The organism is Roseovarius pacificus, from assembly GCF_900142665.1.
GTDB lineage: Bacteria > Pseudomonadota > Alphaproteobacteria > Rhodobacterales > Rhodobacteraceae > Roseovarius > Roseovarius pacificus.
Genome location: NZ_FRBR01000013.1, coordinates 50705 through 67017 on the forward strand (window position 1 = coordinate 50705; position 16313 = coordinate 67017).

General features: G+C 60.9%; 13 protein-coding genes. 9 read left to right on the plus strand and 4 right to left on the minus strand.

Features of this window, described 5'->3' with window-relative positions:
- Positions 1 to 99 precede the first annotated feature (99 nt).
- Positions 100 to 1647, minus strand: a complete 1548-nt coding sequence (locus BUB53_RS17510) for a hypothetical protein (RefSeq protein WP_073036472.1) — start codon at positions 1645 to 1647, stop codon at positions 100 to 102.
- Between the two features lie 278 nt (positions 1648 to 1925).
- Here BUB53_RS17510 and BUB53_RS17515 point away from each other — a divergent pair, with 278 nt between their 5' ends.
- Genes BUB53_RS17515 through BUB53_RS17525 form a run of 3 tightly spaced genes read left to right on the plus strand, consistent with a single transcriptional unit; the run spans position 1926 to position 4704 of the window.
- A complete protein-coding gene (locus tag BUB53_RS17515; RefSeq protein ID WP_073036474.1) occupies positions 1926 to 2885 on the plus strand; it encodes a glycosyltransferase family 2 protein in 960 nt (319 codons plus the stop codon).
- A 3-nt stretch (positions 2886 to 2888) separates the two neighbouring features.
- Positions 2889 to 3737 carry a sulfotransferase domain-containing protein gene (locus tag BUB53_RS17520; RefSeq protein WP_073036476.1) on the plus strand — a complete coding sequence of 283 codons (849 nt, stop codon included), beginning with the start codon at positions 2889 to 2891 and terminating at the stop codon, positions 3735 to 3737.
- A 4-nt stretch (positions 3738 to 3741) separates the two neighbouring features.
- Positions 3742 to 4704 carry a glycosyltransferase family 2 protein gene (locus tag BUB53_RS17525; protein ID WP_143163262.1) on the plus strand — a complete coding sequence of 321 codons (963 nt, stop codon included), beginning with the start codon at positions 3742 to 3744 and terminating at the stop codon, positions 4702 to 4704.
- On the opposite strand, the gene BUB53_RS17530 is transcribed toward BUB53_RS17525, so the two are convergent.
- Positions 4705 to 5508, minus strand: a complete 804-nt coding sequence (locus BUB53_RS17530) for a sulfotransferase (protein ID WP_143163263.1) — start codon at positions 5506 to 5508, stop codon at positions 4705 to 4707. It lies immediately after the preceding gene.
- Positions 5509 to 5540: 32 nt separating this feature from the next.
- Entirely contained in the window at positions 5541 to 6416 is an 876-nt protein-coding gene (locus BUB53_RS17535) for a glycosyltransferase family 2 protein (protein WP_073036482.1), read from the minus strand.
- 259 nt (positions 6417 to 6675) lie between these two features.
- On the opposite strand from BUB53_RS17535, the gene BUB53_RS17540 reads away from it, so the two are divergent.
- The 4 genes from BUB53_RS17540 (at position 6676) to BUB53_RS17555 (ending at position 11251) form a co-directional block, all read left to right on the plus strand.
- Positions 6676 to 7818, plus strand: coding sequence for a Gfo/Idh/MocA family protein (locus BUB53_RS17540; RefSeq protein WP_073036484.1), 1143 nt, complete (start codon positions 6676 to 6678; stop codon positions 7816 to 7818).
- Positions 7818 to 8882 (plus strand): Gfo/Idh/MocA family protein, encoded by a 1065-nt coding sequence (locus BUB53_RS17545; RefSeq protein WP_073036486.1) that lies wholly within the window; start codon positions 7818 to 7820, stop codon positions 8880 to 8882. The genes BUB53_RS17540 and BUB53_RS17545 overlap by 1 nt, the downstream gene beginning before the upstream one ends.
- Before the next feature lie 4 nt (positions 8883 to 8886).
- Positions 8887 to 10092, plus strand: a complete 1206-nt coding sequence (locus BUB53_RS17550) for a glycosyltransferase (RefSeq protein ID WP_073036488.1) — start codon at positions 8887 to 8889, stop codon at positions 10090 to 10092.
- A 127-nt stretch (positions 10093 to 10219) separates the two neighbouring features.
- Positions 10220 to 11251, plus strand: a complete 1032-nt coding sequence (locus BUB53_RS17555; protein ID WP_327213555.1) for a glycosyltransferase family 4 protein — start codon at positions 10220 to 10222, stop codon at positions 11249 to 11251.
- 27 nt (positions 11252 to 11278) lie between these two features.
- Here BUB53_RS17555 and BUB53_RS17560 read toward each other — a convergent pair whose 3' ends face one another.
- Entirely contained in the window at positions 11279 to 13882 is a 2604-nt protein-coding gene (locus BUB53_RS17560; protein ID WP_073036492.1) for an AMP-binding protein, read from the minus strand.
- Between the two features lie 280 nt (positions 13883 to 14162).
- On the opposite strand from BUB53_RS17560, the gene BUB53_RS17565 reads away from it, so the two are divergent.
- Together BUB53_RS17565 and BUB53_RS17570 are read left to right on the plus strand one after the other, a co-directional pair.
- The gene (locus BUB53_RS17565) at positions 14163 to 15431 is read left to right on the plus strand and encodes a glycosyltransferase family 4 protein (RefSeq protein ID WP_084729281.1); all 1269 of its coding nucleotides are present in this window, start codon (positions 14163 to 14165) and stop codon (positions 15429 to 15431) included.
- A gap of 156 nt (positions 15432 to 15587) precedes the next feature.
- Positions 15588 to 15824, plus strand: a complete 237-nt coding sequence (locus tag BUB53_RS17570; RefSeq protein WP_073036495.1) for a hypothetical protein — start codon at positions 15588 to 15590, stop codon at positions 15822 to 15824.
- Positions 15825 to 16313 lie beyond the last annotated feature (489 nt).

The following is a 16313-nucleotide window of genomic DNA, read 5'->3' on the forward strand; positions in this document are numbered from 1 at the left end:
AAGCGATCCACAAGATAAGACCGCGCCGTGATCAGATGGCCTGCCGGACAATCGCAGGGCGCGAACGAAATCTTATCGGAATCCTGTTTCAAGCTCACCTCACCCTTCCCGTGGCCTGCGTATATGCACGGGATAGTCCTGCGGTTCGCTGTCTCGCGGTTTGCTGGCGTGGCCTTTCGCAGGTCGCATTTCTGTTCCTGCCTTGCTCATGGCGGGATCAGTCTGTTTGGCTGTGGCCGTGGCGGTCTGGTATCGTCCCATGAGCGCCCCGGCGATGAGCCAGACAACAGGCGAAATCGTTGCATTCGGGATCAGGTCGGTCAGTGCGGCGGCCATAACGACACACAGCCCGACGCTTGCATGAGACAGGTTGAGTCGTCTTCGGTTCATTGTCAGCAGTATGATTGCCCCACCCAGAAGGCTGAATTGTGCAATATACCCCAGCCACCCGTATACACCGATGACGATAACCCAATACCCGTCTGTCGCAGTGGCATTGCCGCCCCAATCATTGTTGACGCGGTTTCTGCCCCAGCTTCCCCAACCGGCCAGTGGTTTTTCGTTGGCCCGTTCGAGCAACATATCCTCGCCTTCAAATCTGTATTCGAGTGTACCGGCCCGCACCGGATCGATCCTGGAGAAAAACGAGAGGACTTGTTCTGTCGGAATGACATCTGCACCACGTAACGTGGGATAAATCAGAACAGCCGTTGCGATTGCAGCGGCGGTCAGCATCTGAACTCTGGTTGAACACAGAAGAACCAGAAGCAACAGAACGACGGCGATCACAATGGCGCCGACCGACTTGCAAAGTACGGTAACGCCGAACAGCCAAAGCGTAGCCAGGAACCAGGAGCCAGCCTTCCTATCGGCCAGATAATGGCGCCACAACGCGGCGGCGGCAATGGTGCCGAGCGAGAACAGGATGGCCACCCAGATACCGTGATACAGAAACAGGATCGGCCTGTAGCCACCGTACCTGATATGTTGGGACCAGCTGTGGGCGAAAAAGCCATAAACATCCCTGTTGAGCCTGGGACTCATCCGCAGTTCCCAGAGCGCCAGAATGGAGTACCCCAGACAAGCGATAACCAGAACGCGGAGAAGTACGACATGACTCTCGGGTGTGGCCAGGAAACGTCGTGCAAGAAAGAACGGGGCCAAACCGACCAGCAGATCGAGATTCATCGAAAAGCTGTCATAGATTCTCATGCCGGCGACAGAACGGATTCCGTGAATGACCGGCTCAGTGTTGGAAAGCCCGGTGATGAACGGGGAGCCAAAAAGTAAGATCAGAAGCGCCCAAAACAGAACCTTGCCTCGTTTGACGTCAAAGGGATTTATCTGTCGCTGGTTATTTGCAGGTCGGCGCGGGTGCGCCGCATTTGCCCGTGATGCGGTGGGCGGGCGGTGCTGCTTGTCCGCAAGGACCAACGCGAAACACATGATCGCGGCAAACAGGCTGGGGACGAGATCCTTGTTCCATGCGGGCAACAGGGGCAAATCAAAGGCCGACACCTGCGGCAACAGCATGTACCCGCCGATGATCGACCAGGCCAAAGCCTCGTCGAGCGGTCGTTTGCGAAACAGGGCGATGACGACCAGCGGCCACAGGAAAAGGGCGAGATATGCGAAAGTCGATGGCATGAAATGAATGCTCGGTTTTAATGGCCGGTTGTTGCGGCGGGTCGTTTATATGTCCCTTCCCTGTCATTCATACGATGTTTGGGGCTGTCTAGGAACCGTGGTTTATCGGCATGCTGCGAAACCGGGGCGGGATTTTTGACAATGGCGCTTTCCTGTTGCGATTGTTTCGCTGCAAGGGACGGGGCTTTACGAGCCTGCCATGAGATTCCTATAGTCCGGGACTGACCCAGTTTTTACCGGACCTTTTCGTGGCAGATATTTCGGCGCCTTCCTCTGAAATGCACAAAGTCGTTGTTTCGATTATCAATTACCGGACAGCGGAAATGACGATCCGGTGTGTCGCCTCCGTGCTGGACGATCTCAAGGGGATCGACGGGCATGTCGTTGTGGTCGACAATCAATCCGGCGATGGCTCGGCCGAGGCAATAGAGGACTGGATCGGCAGCCTGCCGAACGCTGCCCCGGTCAGCCTCGTGCGGTCTGAGACGAATTCGGGGTTTTCCGGGGGGCATAATCAGGGGATCGGCGCGCGTGTTGCGGAGTATTATCTTGTGCTGAATTCCGATGCGATCGTGCGGCCGGGTTTTTTCGCGGCCATTCTGGACGCGGCCGGGGCGAACCCCAATGCCGGATTGTTCGCGCCCTGCATCGAATACGACGATGGCGAACAACAGGTCAGTTGTTTTCGTTTCCCCTCCCCAGCCAGCGAGTTGATGCGTGGCGCGCAGACCGGTGCGATCAGCCGGGTGTTTGCGAGGCGTGAGGTGGCGCTGAACATGCCGCCCGCTGCGGATCAGGTTGAGTGGGCGAGTTTCGCCTGCATCCTTTTGCGTGCCGAAATGGTGGCGCAGGTCGGCCCGATGGACGAGGGGTATTTCCTGTATTTCGAGGATGTCGAATATTGCTGGCGCGCACGGCAGGCGGGCTGGCGGATCGTTTATGTGCCGCAGGCCCGCGCCGTGCATTTCCGGGGCGGCAGCGGGCCGGTGAAAGCCCTTGCAAAACAACGTAAACGCCTGCCAGCCTATTACTACGCCTCGCGCACGCGGCTGTTTCGCCAGACCCGTGGCATGTTCGGCCCCGTTCTGGCCAATCTCGCGTGGTATGCGGGGCGTGGCATCGCGCGGCTTCGGCTGTTGGCGGGGAAATCCATTCCGCCCAGCAATGCGCATGAGGCGCGCGATATCTGGATCAATGTCCTGTCGCCCCTTGGCGACCGGCGCGAAAGCGGAACCTGACGGATGGCCCTGCCCGATTTCATCCTTGTCGGCGCCATGAAATGCGGCACCAGCACGCTGGCGGCGCAGCTTGGCGCGCAACCGGGGCTTTTCATGACCGATCCGAAAGAGCCGAATTTCTTTTCCGACGATGCGGTCTTTGCCAAAGGGCAGGACTGGTACGAAAGCCTGTTCGCCGACGCGCAGGGCGATATCAGGGGCGAGGCCAGCACGCATTACACCAAGCTGCCCACCTATCCCGAAACCCTGCCGCGGATGCGCGCGATGCTGGATGCGCCGAAGATCGTCTACCTGATCCGCGATCCGGTAACGCGGGCCGTGTCGCATTATATCCACGAATGGACGATGGGTGTCATGTCGGGCGATATCGAACAGGCGTTTGCCGATCAAGACGAGCTGATCGCCTATGGCCGCTATGCCATGCAGATTGCGCCCTATGTCGAAGCCTATGGCAGGGAGAATGTCCTGATCCTCAGCCTTGAAACCATGAAGTTCGCCCCGCAGGACACGCTTGAGCGGGTCTGTATGTTTCTGGGCTATGACGGCACGCCCGAATGGCGCGAAGAGCAGGCGCGGGTCAATGCCTCGGCCGAGCGTGTCAGGCGCTTTCCCATGCACAAGCTGGTGTTCGACAATCCGGTGGCCGCAACGCTGCGCCGCACGCTGATCCCGCAATCCGTGCGCGACCGGATCAGGAAATCCCGCCAGATGCAGGATCGTCCCGCCCTGACGCCCGATCTGACCCGCAAGTTGCGAGACATCTATTCCGAGGATTTCGCCCATTTGCGCCAGATGTTCCCCAAGCGTGACGACCTGCGCGCCAGCTATCCGTTTCTGACCGATGCAGGGTGACGCGATGACGGGCGCGGTGGTCATTGGCCGCAACGAAGGGGCGCGGCTGATCCGCTGTCTCGATTCGGTCTGCGGGCAGGTCGCGCATGTGGTCTATGTCGATTCCGGGTCGAGCGACGGTAGCATGGCTGCCGCCCGTGCGCGGGGTGTTCATGTGGTTGATCTGGATTTGAACACCCCTTTTACCGCCGCCCGTGCGCGCAACGAGGGGCTGGCGGCGCTGCTGGATCTGGCGGCGGTGGAGTATGTGCAATTCGTCGACGGCGATTGCGAATTGCAACGGGGCTGGATCGAAACCGCGCTGGCGTTCCTGGAGGAAACAAGCGATGCCGCCGTGACCTTTGGCCGCCGACGTGAACGGTTCCCCGAGGCATCGGTCTATAATCGTCTGTGCGATTGGGAATGGGATACGCCCATCGGTGAATCGGCGGCCTGCGGCGGGGACGCCTTGATGCGCGTTGAAGCTTTGCAGCAAGTCGGCGGGTATAATCCGCACCTGATCGCCGGGGAAGAGCCCGACCTTTGCGTGCGCCTGCGCGGCAAGGGCTGGCGCATCTGGCGGCTGGATCATGAAATGACGCTGCACGACGCCGCGATGACACGTTTCAGCCAGTGGTGGAACCGCACCAGACGCGCCGGACATGCCTTTGCAGAAGGCGCGGCCCTGCACGGGGCCGGGCCGACGCGCCACTGGGTGCGCGAAACCCGCAAGGCGGTGATCTGGGGGCTGATCCTGCCGCTGGTCCTGCTGCTGGCGGCAGTGATCGGCAGCCCCTGGGCACTGCTCGGGTTTGCCGCCTACCCTGCGCAACTGTTGCGGCTGGCCCTGCGCGAAGGCGGCGACAGGCAGGCGTGGGAGCGTGCGTGTTTCCTTGTTCTCGGCAAATTTCCTGAGGCGCTCGGCGTTCTGCAATACTGGCGCGGGCGGCTGTCCGGCAAACGCGGCGGGCTGATCGAGTACAAGTAATCAGATGCGCGCCGCGTCGCGCAACAATGCCTCATGCGGGGTGCCGCGCACGGCATCGAGGCATTCGTCGAAATTCTCGATCACGTCGTTGGCGGGGGCGCGGATGATCTTTGTCATCCTTTCCTGCGTTGCAACCGGAGGAACGCCCAGAAACGCGAACGCACCCTCCATGATCCGCTGGCGGCTCTCGGGGTCGGAAAACAGTTCATCGTAACGGACGATATATTTCCGGTTGTCGGGCAGGCGGGACAGCATGGCGTCAAGATCGGCATTCTCGGTTTCGATGTCAGTCAGCAAACCGGCGATCCGCGTGGGATCAATACGCAGGGTGCGCGTTTTGCCATCCGCCCCGCCCCGCGCTGCGACCACCCCGGTGGCCCCCAGCATTGCGTTGGAAATCATCCGGTCCACCACGTTTTCACGGATCAACCCGATCACCTTGATGTCGGGCCGGGCATCCAGATAGCCCGACAACCCGTATCGCTGGAAATTGAGCGAGAAATCCTTGACGCCGAATGTGCGGATATCGCGCAGCCGTTTGGCTGCGGTGCGGCGGCCTGTCAGGGTTTTGTTCAGCGACCGGAGTGTATTCACACTGCGCAGGAAGGCCAGAGAATACAGAATCCAATCCAGATACGCCTCGTCCGTGCGGGGCAGGAAAAACGCCTTGCGCTGGAATTTTCGTATCGTGTTCCACTCGCCCAGAACCTCGCCGAAATTCAGTATACCGGGGCTTTGGTTCAGCATGTCGCGCAGGGTGTTGCTGCCGCTGCGACCGAGGGTGAGAACGACGTGACGATCCATGATCAGACTGTGGCTCCGGTCTTGTGCAATGCTCAGCGCCCCCTGCTCCACCCTGTGTTGTCTGAACGCAGGCGCACGGCGATGTGAACGCTGGTATAGACGAGGAACGATACCGGCATCCTGACGAACAGTCTTAGCAAATCGGATCGTGTGACGCCCGGCTTGCCCTCGTTCGCGGGCAGGCCGGGGTATAGCCCGTGAATTTCGCGCACGCCCGCATCCTGCCTGCGGCGCACCTTGACCAGATTGGCAAAGCCTTCGACCATCGGCCAGTGATAGCGCGCGGGCACCTCGATGCGCTCATCGGGGGTGAACAGCAGCCGCACATAGGTGTCGTCGGAAATGATGTCGGGAAACGTATCCCAACGTCCTCGCCCCACCCGGTTGACGGCAAACAATCCCGCCCCCACCGTACCGCCCTGCACGAAAGGAAGCTGCGTCCAGAACCGGGCGTAGTGCCGGGTGACCCATGTTTTTGCGGGCGCAACCTCCAGCGTGCCGGTGGCATAGCGCGGTGTCCCGGTCTCCAACACCTGCCGGAGCTGGCCCAGAATTTCGGCGTCCAGCCGGACATCGGCATCCAGAAAAATCAGCGCCCTGCCGGTGGCCACGCTGTCTGCGGCGTTCAGCGCATTCACCTTGCCGGGCTCTGGCACATCCAGGATATTCAGCGACCAGCCGCGCGCCTCGAACGCGGGGCGGTAAGATGCCGCGACCCCGGCGGTGTCGTCGGTGCAGGCATTGGCGGCAAGGATCACCTCGACCGGTCCGGCACTGTCATCCTGATCCAGCAGCGATTGCAGGCACTCGCCGATATACCCCTCTTCGTTGCGGGCGGCGATGATGACGGACAGGGTGGCGTTTCCCCCGCGTTCGTCCCTGTCATGCCCGTTGGCCTGCGCCGCCATATGCCGTTAATCCCTTTGCCCGCGCTGCGCGCGGTGAATATCCCCTGATCAAATCGTTAGCCGTTGCAGGCATGTCTTGTCGATGGTTTAGGCCATTTTCACCCCGCCAGGGCCGAAATGTTGGACGGGCCTGCATCGCTGGTCTACAAATTCGACAGTTCCCATGCGGGCAACCCACAGGTTTCAATGTGATTTTCAAAAACAAGCATTTCCCAAATGCGGTCATAGTCTTGACAAGCACCGCGGGCAAAACGCCCACATGACGCGGATTGGCATCATCGGCACCGGCTTTGTGGCCGATCTTTACATGCGCTCGCTGGAAACGGTGCAGGGGCTGGATCTGATCGGCGCCTATGATCTGCGCGGCGCGCGCCTGTCGCAATTCTGTGGGCATTGGGCTGTGACCGGCTTTGATACCCGCGATGCGCTTCTGGCGGCCATCGGGCCGGGGGGTATCCTTTTGAACCTCACCAACCCGTCCGCCCATTGCGAGATCAGCAAGGCGGGGCTGTCTGCGGGGTGCCATGTCTACTCGGAAAAGCCGCTGGCCATGCGGATGGACCACGCAAGCGAACTGCATGCGCTGGCCAGCGAGAAGGGGCTGATGCTGGCCTCGGCTCCTTGTAGCTTTCTGGGCGAGGCCGCGCAGACCATCGGGGCCGCCCTGCGCGCGGACGTCGCGGGGAAGCCCCGCCTGATCTATGCCGAGCTGGACGACGATTTCATACCGCAGGCACCCTATGCCAGATGGCAAAGCGAAAGCGGCGCGTCCTGGCCTGCGGGCGATGAATTCAGGGTCGGGTGTACGCTGGAACATGCGGGCTATTACCTGACATGGCTGATTGCCCTGTTCGGATCGGTGCGCACGGTGGTTGCGGCCTCGGGCGGACAGGTCAGCGATCAGTTGCCGGTGGATGATCCGGCCCCTGATTTTTCCGTCGCGACGCTGTTTTTCGAATCCGGCGTGGTGGCGCGGCTGACCTGCTCGATCATCGCGCCGCACGATCATGCGTTGCGGATCATCTGTGACAAGGGCGTGATCGAACTGGACGAGGCATGGAACAACGCCGCCAGGGTCCGGTTCCGCCGCCGTTTCACCCTCCGCCGCCGTTTGGTGAACGCTCCCGTCGCCCGCCGCTTGCGGCTGCCGGGCGAGACCCACCCCAAGGTTGGAAGGTGGGGATCGGCCTCGATGAACTTCATGCTGGGGGTTGCGGAAATGGCCGACGCAATTGCACAGGATCGCCCGCCGCGCATGTCGGCGGAGCTGGCCTTGCATCTGACCGAGGTCACGCTGGCCATCCAGACCGCGGGCGAAACCACCGGCGCGCAAGTCATGCAAACCCGCTGTGATCCGATCGAGCCGATGCCGTGGGCGCAACGCCTGAAAGGGGCCCTGTGATGAGCGATGTGATCAGGTTGGGCATTGCCGGAACGGGCCGCATGGCGGCCAGCATGGTGCAGGCCGTGGCGCTGACCCCCGGTCTTGTGGTGCAGGCCGTCGCATCGGGTCAGCCCGACCGCGCGAAGTGGTTCGCGGATGCCTGCGGCGTTCAGGAGGCGATGGATACTGCGGCGCAGATGGCCGCCAGCGACAGTGTGGATGCGATCTATGTCGCCGGGCGCACCCGCGATCACGCCGCCGCCGCGCAAGAGGCCCTGCGCGCGGGCAAGCCCGTGCTGGTGGAAAAACCGCTGGCCGCCGATCCGGACGAGGCGCGCGCGCTGGTCGCTGCCGCGCGCAAGGCGGATTGCCTGCTGATGGAAAACCTGTGGTGTCTTGCCCTGCCCGCCTATCGCGCCCTTGCCGAACAGCTTGGCAGTGGCAGTTATGGCACGCCGCTGCATCTGCATTTCGATTTCGGATATCCGGTGCGGCCCGACAGTTATCCGTCGCTGTTCGATGCACAGGATGGCGGCGCGATCCTTGATCGTGGGGTCTATGGCGTGTCTTTTGCCCTGCAATTGCTTGGCCCGGTTGCACAAGTGGACTGCGTTGCACAGACCGATGGCCATGGCGTTGATTTGCTGTCCGACATCCGGCTGCGGCACGAGTCCGGCGCAACCTCGCATGTGGCGGTGGCGCTGAACGCGCTGATGTCCAACACCGCATCGCTGGCCTGCACGCATGGATGCCTCGGGCTGGGGGCGCCGGTAGTCGGGTCCGAGGTTTTGCAGGCCACGCAGATGTTGCCGCAAGCGGCGGCGCAGGCCGTACCGGGAAACGCGCCCGGACTGAAGGACCGGATCAGGGCCGCGCCCTTTGCCCGTCGCCTCAAGCGCAGGCGCGATATGTCGGGTGGTCGGTTTCTGGCTTACGGGGCCAATCCCTACCTGCCGGTGCTGGCGCATTTCACCGGCCTGATCTGGGCAGGCCAGGCCGAAAGCGATCTGATCCCGCTGGATCTGTCGCTGCGCACGCAGGAGGTTCTGCAACAGGCGCGGCGTCAGGCGTTTGGAGGATAGGCAGATGCGCATTGGCTATCTGATGAACGCCTACCCGATGACCAGCACCACCTTTATCCGGCGCGAAATTCACGCGATCGAGGATGAAGGGGGCGAGGTCTTGCGCTATGCCATTCGTCCCTGGGACGAACCGCTGGTCGATGCGCAGGACGAGGCGGAACAGAGGAAAACCTTTTACCTTCTTGTCGGGCGTGTCCCGGCCCTTCTGGGCGATTTTGTCAAGGAGACGCTGGCAAACCCACGCGGCATGGCGCGCGCGCTGAAAACCTGGTGGCGGCTCTGGCGCAACGCCGGGCGCGGGTTCGTGCCGCATGTGGCCTATCTGCTCGAGTCGGTTTCGCTCAAGCGGCGGGCGGTCAGCGACGGCATCGGCCATTTGCACACCCATTTTTCCACCAACTCCGCCGCCGTGGCGATGCTGTCGCACAAGCTGGGCGGGCCTGGCTACAGTTTCACCGCTCATGGCCCGGACGAGTTCGTGGATTGGGGCCGGTCATCGCTGGATATGAAAGTGGCCGAGGCGCGCTTTGTCGTGGCGATATCAGAGTTCTGCCGGGTGCAGATCGCCCGCGCCGCAGGCATGGATCAATGGGACAAGATCCATATCGTGCGCTGCGGCATAGACACGTTCGAGTTCGCCCCGACAGATGCGCCATTCGATGCGCAGGCGCCTTTTGTGACCGTCGGGCGGTTATGCCCGCAAAAGGCCCAGACCCTGATCGTCGAGGCCGCCGCGCGCGTGGCCCCGGCACATCCCGACCTACGCATTATTCTGATCGGTGACGGGGAAACCCGGGATCGGGTTGAGGCCGCGATTGCGCGCCACGGGTTGCAGGGCAATATCACGCTGCTTGGCTGGTGCGACAACGCGGAGGTGCGCGAAACCCTTGGCCGGGCGCGCGCCCTGCTGCTGCCGAGCTTTGCCGAGGGCCTGCCCGTGGTCATCATGGAGGCCCTCGCGCTTGGCCGCCCGGCGATCTCCACTTATATCGCGGGAATTCCCGAACTGGTCGATGACGGTTGCGGCTGGATCATCCCCGCCGGTTCGGTCGAGTCCATTGCACAGGCCATGCAATCCGCCCTCGACGCGCCCTCAGACACCCTTGCCGCCAAGGGCGCCGAGGGGCGCAGGCGTGTCGAGGAGGGGCATGATGTGATGAAGAATGCGCGACGACTGAAGGCGCTGATCGAGGAAAGCAGCAAGGGATGAGCGGAGGATTTCGATTTTCCCGGTTGTCGGATTTGCGCCTAACCTTAACCGTATATTAATTTCGTCATTGCGGGCACAAAGGGGATACGGAAATTTGAAGATCACATTTATCACCCCGCCTCCCAACTTGTCGGGGGGATCCCGCGTGATCGCGATCTATGCCGATTTGCTGACCGACATGGGGCACGATGTGACAGTTGTGGCTCAGGGCCGCAAAAAGCCCGGAAAACTCCGGCGTTTGAAACAATTCCTGAAGGGGCACAAACCCAAGGTCTGGCCAACGACCAGTCATTTCGACACCATGAACGCCCGGTTGCATGTGGTCGATGGCGCGCGTCCTATCGGGGATGCGGATGTTCCCGATGCGGATGTGGTGATCGCGACCTTCTGGACGACTGCCCAGACCGTCGCCAATTTGTCGGACTGCAAGGGCCGCAAGTTCTATTTCGTGCAGCACCACGAGGTCAATAATCCGCTGTTTGCCGATCAGGCGGCCGCTACCTATCGGTTGCCGTTCAGGAAAATCGTTGTTTCCGGCTGGCTTCGCGATGTCATGCGAGAGACCTATAGCGACGATGACGCGCAGCTCGTTCCCAATGCCGTTGATCACCGGCAATTTCGGTTCAGGGCACGGAGCAAACAGGACGCGCCGACCATCAGCCTTATGTATTCCGGCAAAGGATTCAAAGCTCTCGATACAAGCTTAGAGGCCCTCGCCCTCGTCCGGCACCGGTTGCCCGATCTCCGGGTGCTGGCGTTTGGAACGCCCACGCCGCTGGAGCGTTTGCCACTGCCCGATTACGTAACTTACGTTCAGTCTCCGGCGCAGGATGAAATTCCAAGGCTTTACGCCGCCAGCGATCTGTATCTGTTCGGTAGCCGATCCGAAGGGTTCGGCCTCCCTGTGCTCGAAGCGATGGCGTGTGGCTGTCCAGTGGTCGCAACGCGCACGGGCTGTGCGCCGGACGTGATCGAAGAGGGCAAGACAGGCTATGTTGTCGATGTGGACGATGCCGAGGCGCTGGCGGATGCGATGATCAAGCTACTGACAGCCGATGCCGATACATGGCAGACCATGTCGCGGGATGCCGCAAAGGCCGTCGACGGCTATTCCTGGGAGGCCAGCGCCAGAGCATTCGCCGGGGTACTCGGGGCATAAGCTCTGGTTCGCCGGAATGGGTTATGCTCAGTCCTGCCCGAAATACATCCGTCTTAGTCGCCAGCCCAGATAGACCATCACGACAATAAACGCCCCAAGCGGCAACAGCAGCGCAATGGCGCCGGGCAGGCCGAGCACAACGAGGATATCCTTGAGCGGGATGACGATGCCGTGGAACGCATAGATCGGCAACGCCAGCCCGCCGATCACGATCATGACCTGAAGCACTCCGCGCCCAAGGCCGTTCATGCGGTTCCACGACCTGAGGATTTGATCGAATGCGCCCACGAGAAATACCGCGGTACTGAAATAGAACACATATCCCAGCAGGCTTTGGAAAAAAGGCGATCCACTGGTGGCAAAGGGGGCCGGCGGCAGCACGTCCAGCGCGACGATCATTGACATCGCCATTCCGAAGGCCCCGGCCACGGCAAGCGTCTTGCTGGCTTCGCTCAGGCTTGTTTGACGCGAGAACCAGTACCCAAGGGCGATCCCTGAAAATACCAGTGCACAAAGCTTGAAATAGCTATAGCCCGCCACTGCAAGCAACCTTGGCCATTCAAGGATACTGTCCAACTGTCCTGGCAGGACGGCCTGCAAGAACCAGGTCACGGGCAGCGCCAGCACCACGACGATCAGCGCACGCAGCACCACATTGCCCCCGGCAGTCAGGTAACGCAGCCAGAGCGGCGCGGTGGCAAAAGCCACGACATAAAACGCCAGGATATTGTAGAATGCGTGCGCGACTTCGAGGCCACCGATATCGGCCTCCAGAATATAAAGCCGCAGCAGACGCACCACCGCCATCAAGGTCAGGCCCGACAGGACCAACAGGAACGACTGACGCAGGCGTTTGTTGACGGCGGTTGTTTCACCGATATAGCGGGGCAGGAAAAAGAACCCCAGTCCGATACCGAAGATGCTGGCGAAGCCTTCGGTGCCCATGCGGTAAACGCCGCCCAGATAGAAATCGACCTCTCTCCCGATGCCCAGCCGGGAAAAGAACCCGGGCCCCCAATGCGAGAACATGACCGCAAGCGCCATGAGGCCGCGGGTGATATTGATCGCCCATGTGGCGGTGGTACGTTCGGGCAGGACATCGGACGCGGGCGAGGTTTGCCCGGTGGCGCTCTCGGCCTGCGCAACCTCGCTCAGGCTGCGGCCCTCCAGAGTGGCGCGCACGGCGCGTCGGGTAAAGCCATGCTCCATGACCAGCCCGATCTGAACCGCGCTGAGGGAATCCCCGCCGACATCATAAAACGTATCGCACGGGCGCATGGCGACCTGTCCGACCACCTTGCGCCAGGCTTCGGCAATGCGGGTTTCGGCCGGGCTCATGCTCCCGGTCGTTTCGTGCGGCGATGCCATCTTTGCACCGGGCGGCGTTTGATTGTGCTCTTCGAACAGGGTGCGCAGCTTTTTGCGCTGTATCTTTCCCGTGCCGGTTTTCGGAATGTCCTCCACTTCGAAGACATGCACGCAGCCGCTTTGATTGACGCCGAATTTCCTCAGCGCGATATCGGCGGCCTTTTCGACCAAGGGCGCGCGCTCGGCAATGTCCTGATGGACCGCGACAATCGCCGCATCGCCGCGCAGGGGATCGGGCACGCTGCCCACGGCGATCTGCCCGGTGCAGTTGCACAGCCCGACAATCGCCTGTTCAAGGTTCTCGGCGTTCACGTTGACGCCGGCGATATTCATCTGGTCGTCAAGGCGGCCCTCGTAAAACAATTGCCCGTCGCGGATCGTGCCCTTGTCCTTGGTGTGCAGCCAGTCCAGATCGTCGGTCAGCGGATCAATCCCGCCTGAGGCATTGAGTATGCCCAGGGCCACATGTGCGCCGCGAATGCAGATTTCGCCCTCGTCCCCGATCTTCACGGCGGCGGGGGCGCTTGTGGTTCCGACGCTTTCCAGAAGCGCCTCGTCGCTGTTCGAAATATCGAGGAATGTCGTGCGCGAGGCTTCGGTCAGGCCATAGTGCTGCACGATCCGGGCCTTGGGGAAAACCCTGCGCAAGGCGGCCTTTTCCGGGCCGGACATGTACTGGCTGCCGATCTCGATCCAGCGCACGGCCTCCCCCGCCCGGCCGATCGCGTCGGGGGCCGACAGGATCACGCGCCACAGTGTCGGGACTGCGGAAATCGCGTTGATCTCGCCTCGCTCCAGCATCTCGCGGATTTCGACCGGGTCGAACCGCTCGGGCAGGAAAAATCGCCCACCGGCAGCGGACACGGCGCGAACACGCCCCAGACCGAAGGAATAGGTCACGGGTACGCCGATATATTCGCGGATCGATTCATCCGGCTCCATCGCCGCATTCAGGCGTGTGACAACGTCCGAGATATTTCGCTGGCTCAGAACGATGGGCTTTGGAAGGCCTTCCGTGCCTGACGAGAACAGGATCTGCGCGGGCGCGTCCGATGTGCCGGGTACGAACTGTTTCTGCCCCCATCCGCCGCCCGGTTTGGATGACAGGCGTTCCGTGACATGGAGCCCGGGATAAAGCGACAGATCCAGCCCGGCGCGTTGTATGGTGAACAGTGTTTCGCTGTCATACAAACGGAATGCGTGGTCTATGAAGTCGAGTGAATTGCTGGCCTCGATCGCAATTGTCCTGAGCTTGTTCGTCATTTTTCCATCTCAAAGCCGTCAAACTGTCGCTGTAACAACCCGCTACCGCTAATTCGGCCTGGGCCTGCATTGCCTGAACAAAAATCAATTCCGCCAAACACCTGAAGAGTGGCAATTTTATGAACCGGAAAGCAACAGTTCAGAAGTGGGTTTCGAAATTTATCCCGCATCGGCGGGCCCGGAACCTTGTGTAGCGGAGGCAGATCCGGGCTAATGGTCTGGATTGCCTTGGGACACATTTGATGACGCGCGATTTATTCGGAACGGAGAACTTGCAAGCATGATGGATAGCTCCAGGCTCAAGGTTCTGATCGTTGCGCCGAATGCCTCGGCGCGGATGGGGGGCGAGGCATTCCTGCCGCTCAAGTATTTTCAGCTTCTTCGGCAGCGCGGGTATCCGGCCAGGCTGATCGCGCACAGCCGCAACAGGGACGAATTGATCAAGGCCCTGCCGGATGAGGCCGAGCATATCTATTTCATCGAAGATACCCGGTATCACCGTGCGGTCTGGCGCCTTGGGAAAAGATTGCCTGTGGCGGTGCGTACGCCGCTGATCGGCAATCTCATCAACCAGATCAACGAGGTCTGCCAGAGGCGTCTGATCCGCGATTTGCTCCGCAAGGGGCTGGTCGATCTGATTCATCAGCCTATCCCGGTCTCGCCGCGTGCGCCGTCGCGGATATACGGGTTCGGTGTTCCAGTGGTGATCGGGCCGATGAATGGCAACATGTCCTATCCCGAGGGGTATGAGGATTACGAAAGCCGCGCATCCCGCCTGTTCGTTCCCGCGGCGCGCACCCTTGGGCGTCTGGCGAATGTCCTGATCCCTGGCAAACGGCGCGCCGATGTTCTGCTGGTTGCCAATGAACGGACCCGTGCGGGCCTGCCAGTGCCGAACCGGGGCCGCGCGGAGGTGCTTGTTGAAAACGGTGTCGATCTGTCGGTCTGGTCCGGTGATACACTGGCAACGACAGCGACTGCGCCCGGAGCGCTGAAACTGGTGTTCATGGGGCGGTTGATTCCGCTCAAGGGGCTGGATTTCTCCATCGAGGCGGTCCGCCTGGCGCGCCAACAGGGGGCCGATGTGACATTGGATATCCTTGGAGACGGGCCCGAGCGTGCCGCGCTCGAAGCACAGGTTGCGGCAGAAGGCCTGACCGATCACATCCGGTTTCACGGCTTCCGTTCGCAAGCCGACTGTGCCGACGTGTTGCGCGCCTCGGATGCGTTGATCCTGAATTCCTTGCGCGAATGCGGCGGGGCCGTGGTGCTTGAGGCGATGAGCATGGGCCGCCCGGTGATCGCCGCCGATTGGGGTGGTCCGGCGGATTACATCGACCCCGGTTGCGGCATCCTTGTGCCCCCCGTACCCCGGCAAGATTTCCCGGATCGTCTGGCCCACGCCATTTTGGACTTGGCGAACAGCCCCGAAACAAGGCAGACTATGGGTGAGGCAGGCATAAAGAAAATCCAAAGCCAGTTCGACTGGCAGAAAAAAATAGACCGGGTTTTGGGGATTTATCACGAGGTGGTCGAAAAGCACCGCTGATACATGACCCCATTGAGCAGGAGCAGTATCAGACATGTCGATGAAACGCTTGAGCGCCGTTGTACGGGATTCCGCCCGATTTTCGCCAATTTGTTCTGATCTTTAAGGGATCACCGGTCCGAACCTGGTTCGGGCCGAAGGTAAGGCGAGGACATCATGAACAACATCGTGCCAACGCGCAGAATGCCAAAGCACTTGCAGGGCACCCGCCGGGGATTGTTCTTTTTGCTGCAATCCACCCCGAACCTGGTGAGCGATGACGTATCCGCGATGCGGGCGCCCGTGCAGGCTGTCAGCCCTGCGCCCCGGCCAGCCGAACCCGAACCCGAAACAGCCGATACGTCCGCAATCAGCGCGTTCCTGTCCTCGGACGATTTTCATTTCAATCTTTGAGGGACGGCACAAGCGTTCTGAAGCCTGATCTAAAGGATAGGTTCTGCCGGCAAAACCCTAAAATACGGCTGCGAATTGAGCGGGAAGGTGCCTGGTTTCATGGTGATTCCCGGGGTTGGTTTGTTGCCGGTCAACGCCCCTGTTACATAAAAATCAAAACAAAGTTTGCGATGTAAATTCGCAACGCGAGGTGACGGTGGTTCGTCTCAAATCTGATCGGGGGCGGTCTGAAACGATTCAGATCTCTCTCAGGGTGTACCGGTTCGCAGCTGTGTCCTGCGAGCCTTGTTTGTGTGATCGGTCGCCAAGACAACTTTTTTGCGAGCTTGCCGGAAAGTGGTGCAATCTTAAGGGGGTATGTCCTTTGTTTCGTCCTGGGCCCGCCCTGAAATGAACAAGAACGTAGGCCAAGCATTTGGCCATTAGAGGCAGTCAGAGACCTTGGGAGCATTGAAATGCGGTTCTCGGAAATCATGCAGGCGGGTACAA